General features: G+C 73.7%; 13 protein-coding genes. 6 read left to right on the top strand and 7 right to left on the bottom strand.

Features of this window, described 5'->3' with window-relative positions; all coding sequences use genetic code 11:
- Positions 1 to 2: 2 nt before the first annotated feature.
- Positions 3 to 527 carry a hypothetical protein gene (locus JOE61_RS00740; RefSeq protein WP_193668750.1) on the bottom strand — a complete coding sequence of 175 codons (525 nt, stop codon included), beginning with the start codon at positions 525 to 527 and terminating at the stop codon, positions 3 to 5.
- A gap of 134 nt (positions 528 to 661) precedes the next feature.
- Here JOE61_RS00740 and JOE61_RS00735 point away from each other — a divergent pair, with 134 nt between their 5' ends.
- The 3 genes from JOE61_RS00735 (at position 662) to JOE61_RS00725 (ending at position 2845) form a co-directional block, all read left to right on the top strand.
- Positions 662 to 2176 (top strand): CYTH and CHAD domain-containing protein, encoded by a 1515-nt coding sequence (locus JOE61_RS00735; protein ID WP_193668751.1) that lies wholly within the window; start codon positions 662 to 664, stop codon positions 2174 to 2176.
- 51 nt (positions 2177 to 2227) lie between these two features.
- Positions 2228 to 2458 carry a hypothetical protein gene (locus tag JOE61_RS00730; RefSeq protein ID WP_193668752.1) on the top strand — a complete coding sequence of 77 codons (231 nt, stop codon included), beginning with the start codon at positions 2228 to 2230 and terminating at the stop codon, positions 2456 to 2458.
- 168 nt (positions 2459 to 2626) lie between these two features.
- Positions 2627 to 2845, top strand: a complete 219-nt coding sequence (locus JOE61_RS00725) for a hypothetical protein (RefSeq protein ID WP_193668753.1) — start codon at positions 2627 to 2629, stop codon at positions 2843 to 2845.
- A gap of 82 nt (positions 2846 to 2927) precedes the next feature.
- Here JOE61_RS00725 and JOE61_RS00720 read toward each other — a convergent pair whose 3' ends face one another.
- From JOE61_RS00720 to JOE61_RS00695, 6 genes are all read right to left on the bottom strand, one after another.
- Entirely contained in the window at positions 2928 to 3707 is a 780-nt protein-coding gene (locus JOE61_RS00720; protein WP_193668754.1) for a phosphotransferase, read from the bottom strand.
- Between the two features lie 26 nt (positions 3708 to 3733).
- Entirely contained in the window at positions 3734 to 4042 is a 309-nt protein-coding gene (locus tag JOE61_RS22665) for a DUF2750 domain-containing protein (RefSeq protein ID WP_193668755.1), read from the bottom strand.
- Between the two features lie 392 nt (positions 4043 to 4434).
- Positions 4435 to 5850, bottom strand: coding sequence for a metallopeptidase TldD-related protein (locus tag JOE61_RS00710; RefSeq protein WP_193668756.1), 1416 nt, complete (start codon positions 5848 to 5850; stop codon positions 4435 to 4437).
- A complete protein-coding gene (locus tag JOE61_RS00705; RefSeq protein ID WP_193668757.1) occupies positions 5850 to 7388 on the bottom strand; it encodes a TldD/PmbA family protein in 1539 nt (512 codons plus the stop codon). The genes JOE61_RS00710 and JOE61_RS00705 overlap by 1 nt, the downstream gene beginning before the upstream one ends.
- 10 nt (positions 7389 to 7398) lie before the next feature.
- Positions 7399 to 10518, bottom strand: a complete 3120-nt coding sequence (locus JOE61_RS00700; RefSeq protein ID WP_193668758.1) for an AAA family ATPase — start codon at positions 10516 to 10518, stop codon at positions 7399 to 7401.
- Entirely contained in the window at positions 10518 to 11705 is a 1188-nt protein-coding gene (locus JOE61_RS00695; protein WP_193668759.1) for an exonuclease SbcCD subunit D, read from the bottom strand. Before JOE61_RS00695 ends, JOE61_RS00700 begins: the two co-directional genes overlap by 1 nt.
- A gap of 72 nt (positions 11706 to 11777) precedes the next feature.
- Here JOE61_RS00695 and JOE61_RS00690 point away from each other — a divergent pair, with 72 nt between their 5' ends.
- The 3 genes from JOE61_RS00690 to katG all read left to right on the top strand — a co-directional run bounded on the left by JOE61_RS00690 (position 11778) and on the right by katG (position 15594).
- Positions 11778 to 12752 carry an NAD(P)/FAD-dependent oxidoreductase gene (locus tag JOE61_RS00690; RefSeq protein ID WP_193668760.1) on the top strand — a complete coding sequence of 325 codons (975 nt, stop codon included), beginning with the start codon at positions 11778 to 11780 and terminating at the stop codon, positions 12750 to 12752.
- 142 nt (positions 12753 to 12894) lie between these two features.
- Positions 12895 to 13290 carry a Fur family transcriptional regulator gene (locus tag JOE61_RS00685; RefSeq protein ID WP_193668926.1) on the top strand — a complete coding sequence of 132 codons (396 nt, stop codon included), beginning with the start codon at positions 12895 to 12897 and terminating at the stop codon, positions 13288 to 13290.
- A 51-nt stretch (positions 13291 to 13341) separates the two neighbouring features.
- Positions 13342 to 15594 carry a catalase/peroxidase HPI gene (gene katG, locus JOE61_RS00680; protein WP_193668761.1) on the top strand — a complete coding sequence of 751 codons (2253 nt, stop codon included), beginning with the start codon at positions 13342 to 13344 and terminating at the stop codon, positions 15592 to 15594.
- Positions 15595 to 15607: the final 13 nt, after the last annotated feature.

Below are 15607 nucleotides of genomic sequence, written 5' to 3'. Positions count from 1 at the left end.
GCTCAGGCCGGGGTCGTCGTGACCTGCAGGTCGTAGGCGAACCCGGTGCACTCCAGCGGTGCACCACGACCACGCCAGACCAGCGCGAGGTCGACGTCGAGCATCCGGTGCACGCCGTCGACGACCACGTGCTGGCCGGCGTCGTCGTGCTCCTCGTGGACCGTGCTGCGCACCCCGGTGCGGGACACGGTGCCGCTGAGCCGGGCCGGGCGCCCGCCGAGGTCGAGGGTGGCGCGCACCCGGCCGTCGCGGATGAAGCGGCGCTCCTGGGTCCGGGCGGCGCCCACCTCGCGGCGGCCCTCCCCGACCTGCACGGAGACCTCGTTGACGACCCCGCGGTTCTCGTAGACCGACGCGAGGACCGGACGCTGCATCCACGTGCCGGTGCACTCGAGCAGGCGGCCGACCTCGCGGTGGGTGGTGGCCCCGGGTCCCGGGTCGTCCGACGCCGCGGCCAGACCGGCGGTGGCGGTGGACAGGACGGCCGCGGCGGCCAGGGTGGACAGGGTGGTGGTGACGGGTCGCATGGTGCGTCCTCTCGGTGCTGCCCCGCAGGGGCGGTGGTGGTTGTCAGGTGGAGTACGCGCGAGCGGGCCGCACGGTTGCACCGCACCCGCACGGTGGTGGTCAGGGGACAGGTGCGTCCGGTAGACCGGGGGACGTGAGCGAGCACCACGAGATCGAGCGGACCTTCGGCCCCGTCCCGCCGGACCTCGCGCTGCCGGGCCTCGTCGGGGTGGCCGGCGTGGCCGAGCTGGGAGAGGCGCAGGAGTCGCTGCTCGAAGCGACGTACGTCGACACCGCCGACCTGCGGCTGGTCCGGGCGGGGATCACGCTGCGCCGCCGCACCGGCGGAGCCGACGCGGGCTGGCACCTCAAGCTGCCGGCCGGCGAGGGCCGGGACGAGGTGCACGCGCCGCTGGGTCGACGCACCGACCACGTGCCCGTCGCGCTGCGCCGCCTCGTGCTGGCCCGCACCCGCGGCGCCGAGCTGGCCCCCGTCGCCACCGTGGTGACGCGGCGCAGCACGACCGACCTCCTGGACGACCAGGGCCGGCGGCTGGCGGAGGTCTCCGACGACTGCGTCGAGGGTCAGGCGCCGGGCGAGGACGGCACGGACCGGCAGAGCGCCTGGCGGGAGTGGGAGGTCGAGCTGGTCGACGGCGACCCCGCCCTGCTGGACGCGGTGGAGGAGCACCTGCGTGCGAGCGGCGTCGCCCGGTCGCCGGTGCAGCGCAAGGTCGTGCAGGTGCTGGGCGAGCGGGCAGACCCGCCCGAGGCGCCACCCCGGCCCACGTGGAGGGGGCCCGCGTCGCAGGTGCTGCACGCACGGCTGGCCACCCTGGTCGACACGCTGCAGCGCCAGGACGTGGCGATCCGGCGTGGTGACCCCGAGGGGGTGCACCGGGCCAGGATCGCCTGCCGGCGGATACGCACGGCGCTGGCGACCTTCCGGCCCCTGGTCGAGCGCGAGGTGACCGACCCGCTGCGCGACGAGCTGAGGTGGCTGGGCCGCGAGCTCGCGCCGGCGCGCGACGCGCAGGTGGCCCGCGACCACCTGCTGCAACGGCTCGACGAGCAGCCCCGCGAAGCCCTGGTGGGTCCGGTGCGCCAGCGGGTGCGCCGAGAGCTCGACGCGGACGCGCGCGACGCCCTCCGCGCGGCGCAGGCCACGCTCGAGTCGGAGCGCTACCTCGCGCTCGTCGACCGGCTCGTGCAGCTGGCGTCGGCACCGCCCTGGACCGCCACGGCTCACCGCAAGGCCCGGAAGCGGCTGCCGCGCCGAGTGCGCAAGGACGTCGCACGCCTGCTCGACCGGCTCGCCGCGGCGGAGGCGGCCACCGGCGACGGACGTGATGAGGCCTGGCACGCGGCCCGCAAGGCGGCCAAGCGGCTGCGCTACACCGGGGAGGCCCTGGAGCCAGCGGCGGGCAAGTCCGCCCGCCGACTGCGCAAGGCGGCCAAGCAGGTCACCACGGCGCTCGGCGCCCGGCAGGACACGGTCGTGGCGCGCGAGCAGCTGGTCCGGCTCGCCGCGCTGGCCCGCGAGGACGGCGAGAGCGACTTCACCTACGGCCTGCTCGTGGGTCAGGAGCAGGCGCGGGCCGCGGAGGCCGAGCGCGCCGCGCTCGGGGCCCGGGGGCGGGTGGAGAAGCGGCGCGACGACTGGGGCTGAGCCGACCTCGCAGGGCCGGGATCTCACCGGGCTACGCTCTAATCTGCTGTCATGAGCAGTCCTGTGCCGGGCCCGATGCGGCCGCCCACAGACAACCCGAAGTTCAACGTGTTGGTGTACTACGCCATGGGCGCCTTGGTCGCGACATTCTCCCTCGCGATCCTCACACCCGGGTACTGGCGGTTGCTGGCGATCGCGTCTGGGGCCCTCGCCGTCTTCCTCGTCGTGGCGGCAGTTCGAGCGGGGGCAGCCGCTGAGAAGCGCGAGCTCGATCAACACTGATCACTCGGACTCCCTGCCACAGCGGCCCATCCCGACTTCCGCTCATCGGCAGCCGCGCACGCTACTCGGCAGGACCGTGTGGACAGCGGCAGATGATCGCGCGCTGACGCGCGGGTTACGCGGCGTGGCCGTACGCTTCGTGTCCTGGCGATCGCATACCGTGCCTCCGTGAAGAAGCTGGTCTTGGCGGTGGTGGGGCTCCTGGTGCTGTCAGTCGCCGTTGCCGGGTACGTCCGCGTCGGCTGGTGGCGGATGGAATCCGCCTGCTCCCGCGATGACTCCGCCAGTTCGAGGCACGACTCCGTGTCGTACGACTGGAGTTGGCAGCCGCTCGGGTTCCAGTGCACGTACGGTGACGGCACCGGCGAGACGTCCCTCTGGTTCTAGCCGACAGACCAGCCCGACACTGGCATGGTCGGAGGCGACCATCCATCAACCGTGTCCCGATGGAGTTGCCTCGCGCATGGCGTCAGCGTGAGAACAGAGACCTGTTCGCTTCGATCCACGCAATCTCTGCTTCTTCTTCGTCGAGGCTGCCCTCAGCGACCCAGGTCTTCTGAGGTTCTTGCCCTTGGTCCGCGAGGAATCGGACGCGGTCGATGGTCGCGTGGCGGCGTCGGGCAACGGCGTCGGCGACGTCGAAATCAGCCGGTATCCCGTAGGCGTCTAGGAAAGTCTCGATGCGCGCGCGGCGGTTGGGTACTTGCGCGAAGTGGTGCCACGTGAGCGCCGCCTCGTCGTCCCGCATCGGGGCGAACCACAGAAGGGCGTACGCCACGTCGTCGAGCCTGGGCGCGCGGTGAAGGAAGTCCCAGTCGATGAGCGCGACCGCCTCTCCGTCCCGCCAGACGAAGTTCCAAGGTCCGGGATCCCCATTGACGTAGACGTCACCGCCCTCGGCCATCGGAGTGGCAAACACGGCGTTGTCGGGTGGCACCCAGTCAGCAGAGGCGTCGTGAATTCGTCGCAGCAACTTCGCTGCCGAGCGCAACCCCTGCTCGTCGTGCTGGTTCTTCCAACCATCACCGCCGCTATCACCCTCAATGAAGCGAAGTGTCTCGGTCTCATCGTCTAGCGAAATCGGCTGGGGAACGCAGTCCAGGCCCTTCTCGCGAAGGTGCCGCAGGAATGAATGCACGGTCTGGGTGTGTGGCCCGGCGGGTCGAGTGACTGTCTCAGCCGACAACTCGGTCGAGCGGAACTGCTCGTTTACTTCCGCCGCTCTGTTCAACGCCTCGTCGTTCGCCATGGTTGGCACCGTGGCACGAGCGGCGGCTAGCTCACCACTGAGTTTCCGAGCCAGTGCCCACGCTCTTTGGCACGATCTTGCGGGTCGCGGTGTGAGCGATCACTAACAGGTCCGCCGTGCACTAGGTTCTGCTCCACCTCGTTCGGAGCCAGGTCATGTCCTGTGGCGCTCTCGCCTGGCCAGTTGAGCCCCACACGGAGCCTGTCGCGCCCACGTCCTGAGAGCCAGCGACCGCGCCACTCGTCGAGCGGAACAGGCACCACCTCGAACCCGTCGTAGGCCGGGACGGCGCTGGTGATGCGCTCGGCTCGACTCCTCAGCGACCAGAACGGCATCGCGCGCCGCGCCCCTGCGGCGTTTCGGGGGCGGGGAAGCCGTCGGCGTCCCTGATGCCCCAGACGAGTTGATGCTCTAGTGCCTCGCGGTAGAAGGCGTCAGCTTGGGCGGCGCTTGCGCTCATGACGTCAGCCTGAGTCACTCCGGCGACCTTCGCCACCCGGCCGCTCATCGGCAGAGTCGGATGCCAGCCCCGCGTCAGTTCCGCTGGAACAGGTCGTAGTCGAACGGGCACAACAGCCCGTCGCGCCGTGCGCCCCTGCGGAGAGCCGGTGTCGGGGCTGCCTGGCGAAGCGTTGTGCCCGTTCGGCTACGGGCCCGGAGCGGAGTCCCTGGGCTCCACGGACCTCGGCAGGTGAGTGCGTTTCGGTCTCACTAGGGACACACCCGGTTACAGGGCCTGCGATACGCTCGACATGTTGAAGTCGGGCACCCGCAGCGCTGGGGTGGCGGTGCGGCTGAAGTAGTCGTCGCCCCACTCGCGGCTGAAGCTGGGCACCGTCGCCGAGGCTGCCGAGAAGCGCTGCAGCAGGTCGACCGGGCTCTCGTTGAACCGGAAGTTGTTGACCAGGCCGCGCACCTCCCCGTCCTCGACCAGGTAGACGCCGTCGCGGGTCAGGCCGGTGAGCAGCAGCGACTGCGGGTCGACCTCGCGGATGTACCACAGGCAGGTCAGCAGCAGGCCGCGCTCGGTGCCGGCGACGAGGTCGTCGAGCCGCCCGGCACCGCCGTCGACGTCGAGCACCAGGTTGTCGACGTACGGCGTCACCGGTTGGTCGGTGAGCCCGGCCGAGTGCCGCGTCTGCGCCAACGCCTCGAGCCGGCCGTCACGGATCCAGTCGGTGCGCGCCAGGCCCAGGCCGTTGTCGAAGACCGAGGTCTCGTTGGAGGAGGAGGCGGCGGCCACGAAGGGCGCGCACTCCAGGCCCGGGTGGGCGGGATCGGAGTAGAGGTGCACCCCCGAGGAGGCCACCTGCTCGCCGATCCGGGTGCCGCCGCCGCGACCGCTGAAGACCGACTGGCCCTCGTGGGCCACCCGCGCGCCGGCGGCCCAGTAGGTCGAGACCAGCAGGTCGGCGACCGACGACGGCGGGAGGATCGTGTCGTAGCGCCCCGCTGGCAGGTCGTGGCGCCCGCGCGCGCCCCAGGCGAGACGCTCGGCGACGGCGGCGTCCATGGCGAGCGCGTCGACGTCGCTGACGTCGCGGGTGGCGCCCCCGACCCAGGCGCTCTGCGTGAGGGCGGCGTCCTTGCCGGTGCACCCGTAGTGGCCGGTGGGCTGGACGTGGCGCAGCCGCAGCCCGGTCGTCGAGCCCAGGTAGGTGGTGGCGACCTCGTGGCTGATGAAGCCGTAGAGCACCCGGGCCTCGGCGCGGGCGCGCCCGAAGGCCTCGCCGAGGGCGGGCGCGAAGGCCGAGTAGGTGTGCACGTCGGTGGTCACTGGCGACTCCTCCCAGTCGGGGGAGACGCGGTCGCGCACCAGCTCGGCGGCGTCCTCGGCCGGGTCGGCGCTGCGGGCCGCGGCGTCGGCGGCGCGCACCAGCTCGGTGACCTGCGCCTGGGTGGTCGCGGTCGAAGAGACTGTGCCGGTGCCGACGCCGTCGGCCCCGCGCACGAACGAGACGACGCTGACCTGCACCCCGTGGGCGACGCCGTTGGTGGTCAGGGTGTTGTTGGCCCAGCGCAGGTTGGCGCTGGTGGTGTCGCGCACGATCACGACGCAGTCGTCGGCCACGCTCGCGGCCAGGCCCTGCTCGACCAGCGACTGCGGGGTGGTGCGGTGCGTGGCGTGGCTCGGGGAGGTCATCAGTGACCCGCCTCCTCGGTGGTGTTCAGGATCCGCACGTCGCGGAAGAGCGAGGTCGGGCAGCCGTGGCTGACCGAGGCGACCTGGCCGGGCTGGGCCTTGCCGCAGTTGAAGGCGCCACCCACGACGTAGGTCTGCGGGCCGCCGACCGCCTCGAGGGAGCCCCAGTAGTCGGTCGTGGTGGCCTGGTAGGCCACGTCGCGCACCTGGCCGGCGAGCTCGCCGTCGACGATGCGGTGGAAGCGCTGACCCGTGAACTGGAAGTTGAAGCGCTGCATGTCGATCGACCACGACCGGTCGCCCACCACGTAGATGCCGCGCTCGACCCTGCTGATCAGCTCCTCGGTGCTCGGGCCGTCGGGGGCGGGCTGCAGCGACACGTTGGCCATCCGCTGGATCGGCACGTGGCCGGGGGAGTCGGCGTACGCGCAGCCGTTGGAGCGGCCCTGCGGGTGGTCGGGGCCGGACAGTTCGGGCTTCATCGCGGCCATCGAGCGGTCGAGCTGGTAGCCGACGAGCACGCCCTCGGAGACGATGTCCCACGACTGGGCCGCGACCCCCTCGTCGTCGTAGCCGACCGTGGCCAGTCCGTGCGGGGTGGTGCGGTCCCCAGTCACGTGCATCACCGGGGAGCCGTAGCGCAGCGAGCCCAGCTGGTCGTAGGTGGCGAAGGAGGTGCCGGCGTAGTTGGCCTCGTAGCCCAGCGCCCGGTCGAGCTCGGTGGCGTGCCCGATCGACTCGTGGATGGTCAGCCACAGGTTCGAGGGGTGCACCACCAGGTCGTAGCGCCCCGCCTCGACGCTGGGGGCCGCCAGCTTCTCGGCCAGCAGGCCCGGCACCTCGGCCACCTCGGCGTCGAAGTCCCAGGCGACCGCGGGGGAGCCCACGACGTACTCCCACCCCCGGCCCACCGGCGGAGCGAGGGAGGCCATGGAGTCGAAGAGGTCGCCGCGCGAGCCCATCGCCTCGAAGCCGGGCTGCAGCCGGACCCGCTGCTGGGTGGTGCGGGTGCCGTGCAGGTCGGCGTAGTACTTGTTCTCGCGCACAGCGGCGAGGAACGACGCGGCGTGCTCGACCCCGGGGTGCTCGCGCAGCCGCCGGGTCCACCCGACGAGCACCTCGGCCTTCTCGGCGGTCGGCACCTCGATCGGGTCGATCTCGTGGTCGGAGATCCAGGTGACGTCGTCGTACGTCGGCTCGGGCGCGAGCTCGACGGGGGTGCTGGTCATGGTCGCGGCGACCTCGGCGAGCGCGACCGCCTGCTCGGCGACCCGGCGGGCCTCGTCGTCGGTGAGCAGCACGCCGGAGGCGAAGCCCCAGGCGCCGCGGTGGACGACCCGCACGGCGAAGCCCACGTCGACGGAGTCGTCGGCGGCCTGCAGCACGCCGTCGCGGGCGGTCAGGTCCTGGTAGCGCACCCGCTCGAAGCGGAAGTCGGCGTGGCTGACGCCGAGCTCGGCGGCCCGCGCCAGGGCGACCTCACCGAGTCGACGGTGCGGCAGGGCCTGGAAGGTCGGGTCGAGGCGGGGTCCGCTCATGGAGGTGAACCTACAGACCGGCCGCCGCGACCACGAGGCTCGACCCGCTGCGCGACTTGTGCACCCGCAGTTGGGTGGGGATCCGGTCGCGCATCTCGGCGACGTGGCTGACCACGCCGACGACCCGGCCACCCTCGCGCAGCGAGTCGAGGACGTCCATCACGTCCTCGAGGGTCTCGGCGTCGAGGGACCCGAAGCCCTCGTCGACGAAGAGCGTGTCGAGCTCGGCGCCACCTGCCTCGGCGGTGATGACGTCGGCGAGGCCCAGCGCGAGGGCCAGGGACACCACGAACGTCTCGCCGCCCGACAGCGTCGCGGGGTCGCGGGCCTCGCCGGACCAGTCGTCGCGCACCCGCAGGCTCAGCCCGCCCCGGGTCTCGCCGGCTCCGCGCTGGGCGGTGTGCTCGAGGCTGTAGCGGTGCTCCGACATGCGGGCCAGGCGCTCGTTGGCGGCCGCCACCACCTGGGAGAGCCGGTAGGCCAGGACGTAGGCGGACAGGCGCATCTGCAGGTGGTTGTCGGCCGAGCGGCCCTCGACGAAGGTGCCCAGCCGGGTCGCCAGCGCGAGGGCGGCGCGCAGCGGGGCCCAGGCCCGCAGCCTCTCCGCGAGCCCTGCTGCCAGGCCCTCGAGCCTCTCGTGGCGCGCCGCGAGCGTGGCGACCTCGGCGCCGACCCCCTCGGCGTGGCGGCGAGCGGACCGGTGCGCCGCCTCCAGTCCTGGCAGGCCGTCCAGACCGGGCCGATCGTTCGGACCCGGCAGGTCGGGCAGCTCCTCGAGCCGCCGGGCCACCTCGGCGAGCACCTGCTCGACGCGGTCGAGGCGGCGCTGGTGCTCGCTGGTGCGCTGCTCGAGGGAGCGCACCCCCACCTCGTCGAGGTAGGCCGCCTCCGCGGCCTCGACGTCGGCGAGCCCCTGTTGGTGGGCGGCCTGCTCCGCGGCGTGCCCGGCCTCCCGGGCGGCCTGCCGGGCGGCGTCGAGCGCGTCCAGGGCCGTGCACAGCTCCTCGGCGGCACCGGAGCGGGCGCGGTGGTGCTCGAGCAGCGACTCGAGCCGCCGGGCCAGGGCGTCGGCGTGGGTCTCCTGCTCGTCGTCGGCCGCGGCCCGGGCCTCGGCCCCCTCGAGCGCGTCGACGACCTCGCCCCGGGTCGAGGCCACCTCCTGGTCCAGCGCGGCGATGTGGGCCTCGCGGCCGGCTCGCTCCGCCAGCAGGGCGGTGTGGCGCCGCGAGGCGTCGGCCATGGCCTGCTCGAGGTCGGCGAGCCGGTGGGCGGCGCTGGAGCGGGCGGTGCGCGCCTCGGCGGCCTCGGCCAGCCGGGCGCGCAGGCGGGCGGCCTCCTCGACGAGCTCGGCGCGGTCCTGGCCGCCGGTGCGCTCGCGCTCCACCTCGAGCCGCACGAGCAGGTCGCGGTGGCGGGTGTCGAGCAGGTGCTCGTGGGCCTTCGCGTCGTCGAGGCCGCGCTGGGCGGCGCGCTCGGCGCCGGCATCGGCGGCGCCGGCCGCGGCGACGGCCTTGGCAGGGTGCTCGGCGGAGCCGCAGACGGGGCAGCAGCCGCCGGCGGCCAGGCCGCCGGCGAGCTCGGCGGCCATGGACTCGATGCGGGCCTCGCGGACACCGAGCAGGTGCTCGTGGGCGAGCATCGCCGCCTCCCGGGCCTCGAGCCACTCCAGGCGCGCCTGGGCGGCGGTGGTCGTCAGGGTCGCGACCTGGTCGTGGGCGCCGACCCGGGCGAGCACGACCTCGAGCCGCTCCTCGAGGTCGTCGGCGCGCTCGGCCCGGGCGAGCAGCCCTGCGTGGTGCTCGCGCGCCCCGCGCACCGCGTCGGGCAGGCGGGCCAGCTCGGCCTCGAGCTCGTCGACCTGGTGCAGGTCGCGCTCGTGGACGCGGCGCAGGTCGTCGAGGCGCACCGCGGCCTCGTGGAGCCGACGCAGCCGCGGGCGCACCGCCTCGAGGGTGCTGAGGGTGGCGCGGGCCTCGCGGTGGGCGGCAGCGAGGGCGGTCGGGTCGTCGAGGAGGTGCTGGTCATCGAGGACGGCTGTCGCGACCTCCCGGCACGCCTCGACCCGGGCGGCGGCGCTCGCCGCCCGGTCGTCGGCTCGCCGGGCCAGTCGCGCCAGGGGCGCCACCACGGCCGCCCGGCGCGCGCCCGCCAGCCGCTCGAGGTCGGCGCGCTGGCGGGTCGCTGCCGCGGCCAGGCCGTCCTGCTCGACGAGGGCCAGGCGGTGGCGCTCGTGCAGGGCGCTGCGCTCGCGGGCCAGGTCGAGGACCTGCGCAGCCTCGGCCTCGGCGGCCACGGCCTGCTCGAGGTCGACCCGGCGACTGGTCAGGGCCCGCGCGGTCGAGGCGGTGAGGTCGTCGGCCCACGCCTGGAGGCTGCCGTCGTCGGCCAGCAGCCCCAGGTCGGGGGCTGCAGTGTCGTCGCCGTCGCCGTCGCCGTCGGCGGTGCTTGCACCGGGCAGGTCGGCGCGCGCGGCCTCGCTCAGCCGGCTGGTGAGGTCGGCGACCTGCTCCTCGGCCTCCTGCGAACGCCGCCGCAGCCGCACCCGGCGATCCTTGAGCCAGGCCTCCACCTGCTCGAAGCGCCCGGTGCGGAAGAGCTGCTGGAGCAGCCGGTGGCGCTCGTCGGAGCGGGCGCGCAGGAAGGCCTGGAAGCGGCCCTGGGGGAGGAGTGCCACCTGGGTGAACTGGACCAGGTTCATGCCGAGCAGGTCACCGACGAGGTAGCCGGTCTCGTCGAGCCGGGTGGACAGGGTCTCCCACGCTTCGTCGCGTCGCTCGGCCAGCACCACGTGGGCGGGCTCGGTGGTCGTGCCGGTGCCGCGCTTCTTGGGCCGCTCCCAGGCCGGGGAGCGGACCACCCGGAAGCGCCGGCCGGAGATGGTCAGCTCGAGCTCGACACGGGGGGCCACGCCGGGGGCGGCCTGGTCGCAGCGCAGCCGCTTGGCGCTCGAGCGCTCGCCGGGCACGTCGCCGTAGAGCGCGAAGCACACGGCGTCGAGGACGCTGGTCTTGCCGGCGCCGGTGGGGCCGGTGAGCAGGAACAGCCCGCTCTCGCTGAGCCGGTCGAGGTCGACCTCGACGGTGTCGGGGAAGGGGCCGAAGGCGGTGATCTCGAGGCGGTGCAGGCGCATCAGCCGGCCTCGCGCTCTGGGGACGTGGCGACCGGGTCGGCGGTGGAGTCCTCGCAGCACGACTCGACGGCCTCGCGCAGCAGGGCGCTCTCGGCGTCGCTGGGGCCGGTGCCCCGCACGGTGCGCACGAAGTCGGCGACCACGTCGTGGTCGCTGCGTCCGGTGCTCGGGCGCGCGGGCAGGGCGCCGAGACCGGGGACGCGGCCCTCGAAGGAGAGCACCATCGTGTGCGGGAAGCGGCGCCGCAGCCGGTCCATGGCCTGCACCGGGCGCTCGTCGTCGGTGAGGCTCACCTGCACCCAGGAGTGCTCGTGCCGCTCGAGCGCCGGGTCGCTGAGCAGCGCCTCGATCGTGCCGCGCAGCCGGGCCAGCGGGCGTGGCACCGGTGCCTCGACGAACTCGGCGGCCCGGACGCCGTCGGGGCCCAGGTCGACCAGCCAGGATCCCTTGCGGTGCTCGGCCTCGGAGAAGGAGTAGGCCAGCGGGGAGCCGGAGTAGCGCACGGTCTCGGACAGCACGTGGTGCCCGTGCAGGTGGCCCAGGGCGGTGTAGTCGACGCCCTCGAAGAGCGAGGTCGGCACCAGCGAGACGCCGCCGACGCTGATGTCGCGCTCGGAGTCGCTGGGACGCACCGTGTCGACGGAGCCGCCGACGAAGGCGTGCGCCATCACGACCGACCGGGCCCGCGGGCGGGTGGCCAGGTCGGCGCGCACGCGCCGCATCGCCTCGCCGAGCGCCGCCTCGTGGGAGCGGGAGCCCAGCCCCCACGGCTCGCGCACCGCGTCGGGGTCGAGGTAGGGCAGCGCGTGCACCGCGACCTCGCCGTGCTCGTCGCCGAGCAGCACGGGCACGCCCACGCCCGCCGGGTCGGTGCGCAGGTGGACCCCCGCGGCGTCGATGAGCCGTGAGCTGAAGCCCAGGCGGCGCGCGGAGTCGTGGTTGCCGCTGCTGATCACCACCCGGGCGCGCGACGCGGCGAGCCGCGACAGCGTCTCGTCGGCCAGGCGGACGGCGTCGACCTGGGGCAGGGCCCGGTCGTAGACGTCGCCGGCGACCAGCACCACGTCGACCTGCTCGCTCTCGACGACCTCGAGCAGGTGGTCGAGGTAGGCGGCCTGGTGCGTGAGCATCCCCTCACGGTGGAAGGACCGGCCCAGGTGCCAGTCGGAGGTGTGCAGGATGCGCATGCCCCAGACGCTAGGAGGGGCCACCGACAACGAGGTGGTCCCACGCCGCGGGGGTGCTGGCAGGCTGGTCACATGGGAGCGCGCGAGGTCGTCGTGGTGGGTGCCGGGATCAGCGGTGTGGCGTGCGCGCGCGAGCTCCGGTCGGCGGGCGTGGACGTGCGCCTGCTCGACCGCGGCCGACGCCCGGGCGGGCGGATGGCCAGCCGCCGCTTCGACGGTCGCCCCGCCGACATCGGCGCGTCCTACCTGACGGTGAGCGACGACGACTTCGCCGCCGTCGTCGAGCAGTGGCGCGCCGCCGGCCTGGCCCGTCCCTGGACCGACACGTTCACCGCGCTCACGCCCGGCGCCGAGCCCGAGAGCAAGCAGGGGCCGGTGCGTTGGGGCACCCCGGGCGGCATCCGGACCCTGGTCGAGGCCCTCGCCGACGGGCTCGACGTCGTGCCCGGTCACGAGGTGGGCCGGGTGGCCCGAGGCCGCGACGGCGCTCTCGAGGTCGACGGCGAGCCGGCCCGCGCGGTCGTGCTCGCCATGCCCGACCCCCAGGCGGCGCGGTTGCTCGACCCCGCCGCCCACGCGAGCGCGCACACCGCGCTCGACGTGGAGTTCGAGCCGGTGCTGGCGCTGACCGCGACGTACGCCGGCCGGTGCTGGCGCGACCTGCCGCACGGCGCGTTCGTCAACGACGACCCCGCGCTGTCCTGGATCGCCGACGACGGCCGTCGGCGCGGCGACGAGGCGCCGGTGCTGGTCGCCCACTCGACCCCCGGCCTGGCCGCCCGGCACCTCGACGACCCCGCGGCGGCCGGCCCCGAGCTGGTGGAGGCGCTGGGCCGCCTGGTCGGCGCGACCCAGCACCCGGAGCAGGCCCACGTGCACCGGTGGAGCCTGGCGCGCCCGGCTCGCGGCCGCGAGCACGCGACGTACCTGCTCACCGACGACCTGCTGGGGGTCTGCGGCGATGCCTGGTCGGCCAGGCCGCGCGTCGAGGGTGCCTGGCTCAGCGGTCGGGACCTGGGGCGCGAGCTGGTGCGGCGCATCGGCTGAGTGCGCCGCGACACGCCCGCACCCGATCTTGTCTTGAACCGTTCCAGACAAGTCGGGCATACTGGTCGACATGACGACCAGCGACGCCGCGCCTCTGTCCGAGGACGTGCCCGCCGGCACGGGCGCCGGCACCTTCGAGGCGATGCTGCGTGCTGCCTCGTTGCGGGTGACCCGTCCCCGGGTCGCGGTGCTGACCGCTGTGCAGGAACGACCGCACAGCGACACCGACACGATCCTGCGCAGCGTGCGCGCCGACCTGGGCGAGGTCTCGCACCAGGCCGTGTACGACGTGCTGCGGGCGCTCACCGCGGCCGGGCTGGTGCGGCGCATCCAGCCCGCCGGCTCGGTGGCGCGCTACGAGACCCGTGTCGGCGACAACCACCACCACCTGGTGTGCCGCGGCTGCGGCGCGATCGTCGACGTCGCGTGCGCCGTCGGCGAGGCTCCGTGCCTCGACGCCAGCGAGCACCACGGCTTCGACATCGACGAGGCCGAGGTCGTCTACTGGGGCACCTGCCCCGCCTGCACGACAGCCTGACCAGCACCACCGACCGAAGCCCAGCGCGCAAGCCGTACGGAAAGGCAGAGAATGACCAACGACCAGGAGCGTTGCCCCGTGAGCCACGCGGCCGAGGAGAGCGCCACCCAGAAGCACGGCGGCACCGAGAGCGAGAACCCGGGCATCCCGGGCCCTACCCCCCGCGAGGGCGTCACCCCGCGCAGCAACCAGGACTGGTGGCCCAACCGGCTCGACCTGTCCCCGCTGCGCGTGCACTCCTCGAAGGGCGACCCGCTCGGGCCCGACTTCGACTACCAGCGCGAGCTCGAGGGCCTCGACGTCGACGCGCTCAAGGCCGACGTCGTCGACGTGCTGCGCACCTCCCAGGACTGGTGGCCGGCCGACTTCGGGCACTACGGCGGCCTGATGATCCGCCTGAGCTGGCACGCCGCCGGCACCTACCGGCTCTTCGACGGCCGTGGCGGCGCCGGTCAGGGCATGCAGCGCTACGCCCCGCTCAACTCCTGGCCCGACAACGCGAACCTCGACAAGGCCCGCCGCCTCCTGTGGCCGGTCAAGCAGAAGTACGGCCAGAAGGTCTCGTGGGCCGACCTGCTCGTGCTCGCCGGCAACGTGGCGCTCGAGGACATGGGCTTCGACACCTTCGGCTTCGCGTTCGGCCGCTCCGACGTCTGGGAGCCCGAGGAGGTCTTCTGGGGCTCCGAGGAGGAGTGGCTGGCCGACGGCCGCTACACCGGCGACGGCACCATGGTCGAGGACCTCGGTGCCACCGAGATGGGCCTGATCTACGTCAACCCAGAGGGCCCGCAGGGCGAGCCCGACCCGTTGAAGGCGGCGCACTACATCCGCGAGACGTTCGCGCGGATGGCGATGAACGACGAGGAGACCGTCGCGCTCATCGCCGGTGGCCACACCTTCGGCAAGACCCACGGCGCTGCGATCGCCGACGACCACGTGGGCCCCGAGCCCGAGGCCGCCGAGCTGACCGAGCAGGGCCTGGGCTGGACCAGCAGCTACGGCAGCGGCAAGGGTGCCGACGCCATCACGTCGGGCCTCGAGGTCACCTGGACGCCCACCCCCACCCAGTGGGGCAACGGCTTCTTCGACATGCTCTTCGGCCACGAGTGGGAGCTCGTCAAGAGCCCCGGCGGCGCGTGGCAGTGGGAGGCCAAGGACGCCGAGGACATCATCCCCGGCCCGACCGAGGACTCGCCGAAGCGCAAGCCGACCATGCTCACCACCGACCTCGCGCTGCGCACGGACCCGGCGTACGAGAAGATCTCGCGCCGCTTCCACGAGAACCTCGACGAGTTCGCCGACGCCTTCGCGCGCGCCTGGTACAAGCTGCTGCACCGAGACATGGGGCCGGTCGAGCGGCTGCGGGGTCCCTGGGTCCCCGAGGCCCAGCTGTGGCAGGACCCGGTGCCGGCGCTCGACCACGACCTCGTGGACGACGCCGACATCGCCGGCCTCAAGACCACGCTGCTCGAGTCGGGCCTCAGCGCCCAGCGCCTGATCAGCACCGCGTGGGCCTCCGCCGCGTCGTTCCGCAAGACCGACCTGCGCGGCGGCGCCAACGGTGCCCGCATCCGCCTGGCCCCGCAGAAGGACTGGGAGGCCAACGAGCCCGAGGAGCTCGCGAGCGCCCTGGCCACCCTCGAGCGGGTGCAGCAGGAGTTCAACGACGCCCAGTCGGGCGGCAAGCGGGTCTCGCTGGCCGACCTGATCGTCCTCGGTGGCGTCGCCGCCGTGGAGCAGGCCGCCCGCGAGGGTGGCGTCGAGGTCACCGTGCCGTTCCGCCCCGGTCGCACCGACGCGACGGCCGAGCAGACCGACGCCGACTCGTTCCGCTTCCTCGAGCCCCGCGCCGACGCCTTCCGCGGCTACCTGCGCAGCGGCGAGAAGATCCCGGCCGAGGCGCTGATGGTCGACCGTGCCTACATGCTCGACCTCACCGCCCCCGAGCTGACCGTCCTGCTCGGCGGCATGCGCAGCCTCGGGGCGACGGTCGGCGGGTCGCGCCACGGCGTGCTCACCGACCGCCCGGGCGTGCTCTCGACCGACTTCTTCGTCAACCTGCTCACGCCCGGCAACCGGGTGCGTGCCTCGCGCGACGACGAGAACGTCTACGAGATCCAGGACGCCGTGAGCGGCGAGACGCGCTGGACCGCCACCGCTGCCGACCTGGCCTTCGGCTCGAACTCCGAGCTGCGGGCCCTCGCCGAGGTCTACGCCAGCGACGACGCGCGCGAGAAGTTCGTGCACGACTTCGTCGCCGCCTGGGACAAGGTGATGGAGGCCGACCGCTTCGACCGCGGCTGAGCCACCAGCAGCA

Source organism: Nocardioides salarius (assembly GCF_016907435.1).
Taxonomy (GTDB): Bacteria; Actinomycetota; Actinomycetes; order Propionibacteriales; family Nocardioidaceae; genus Nocardioides; species Nocardioides salarius.
Note: the sequence above shows the minus strand (reverse complement) of the source record. Positions and strands in the feature narration are given on the sequence as shown.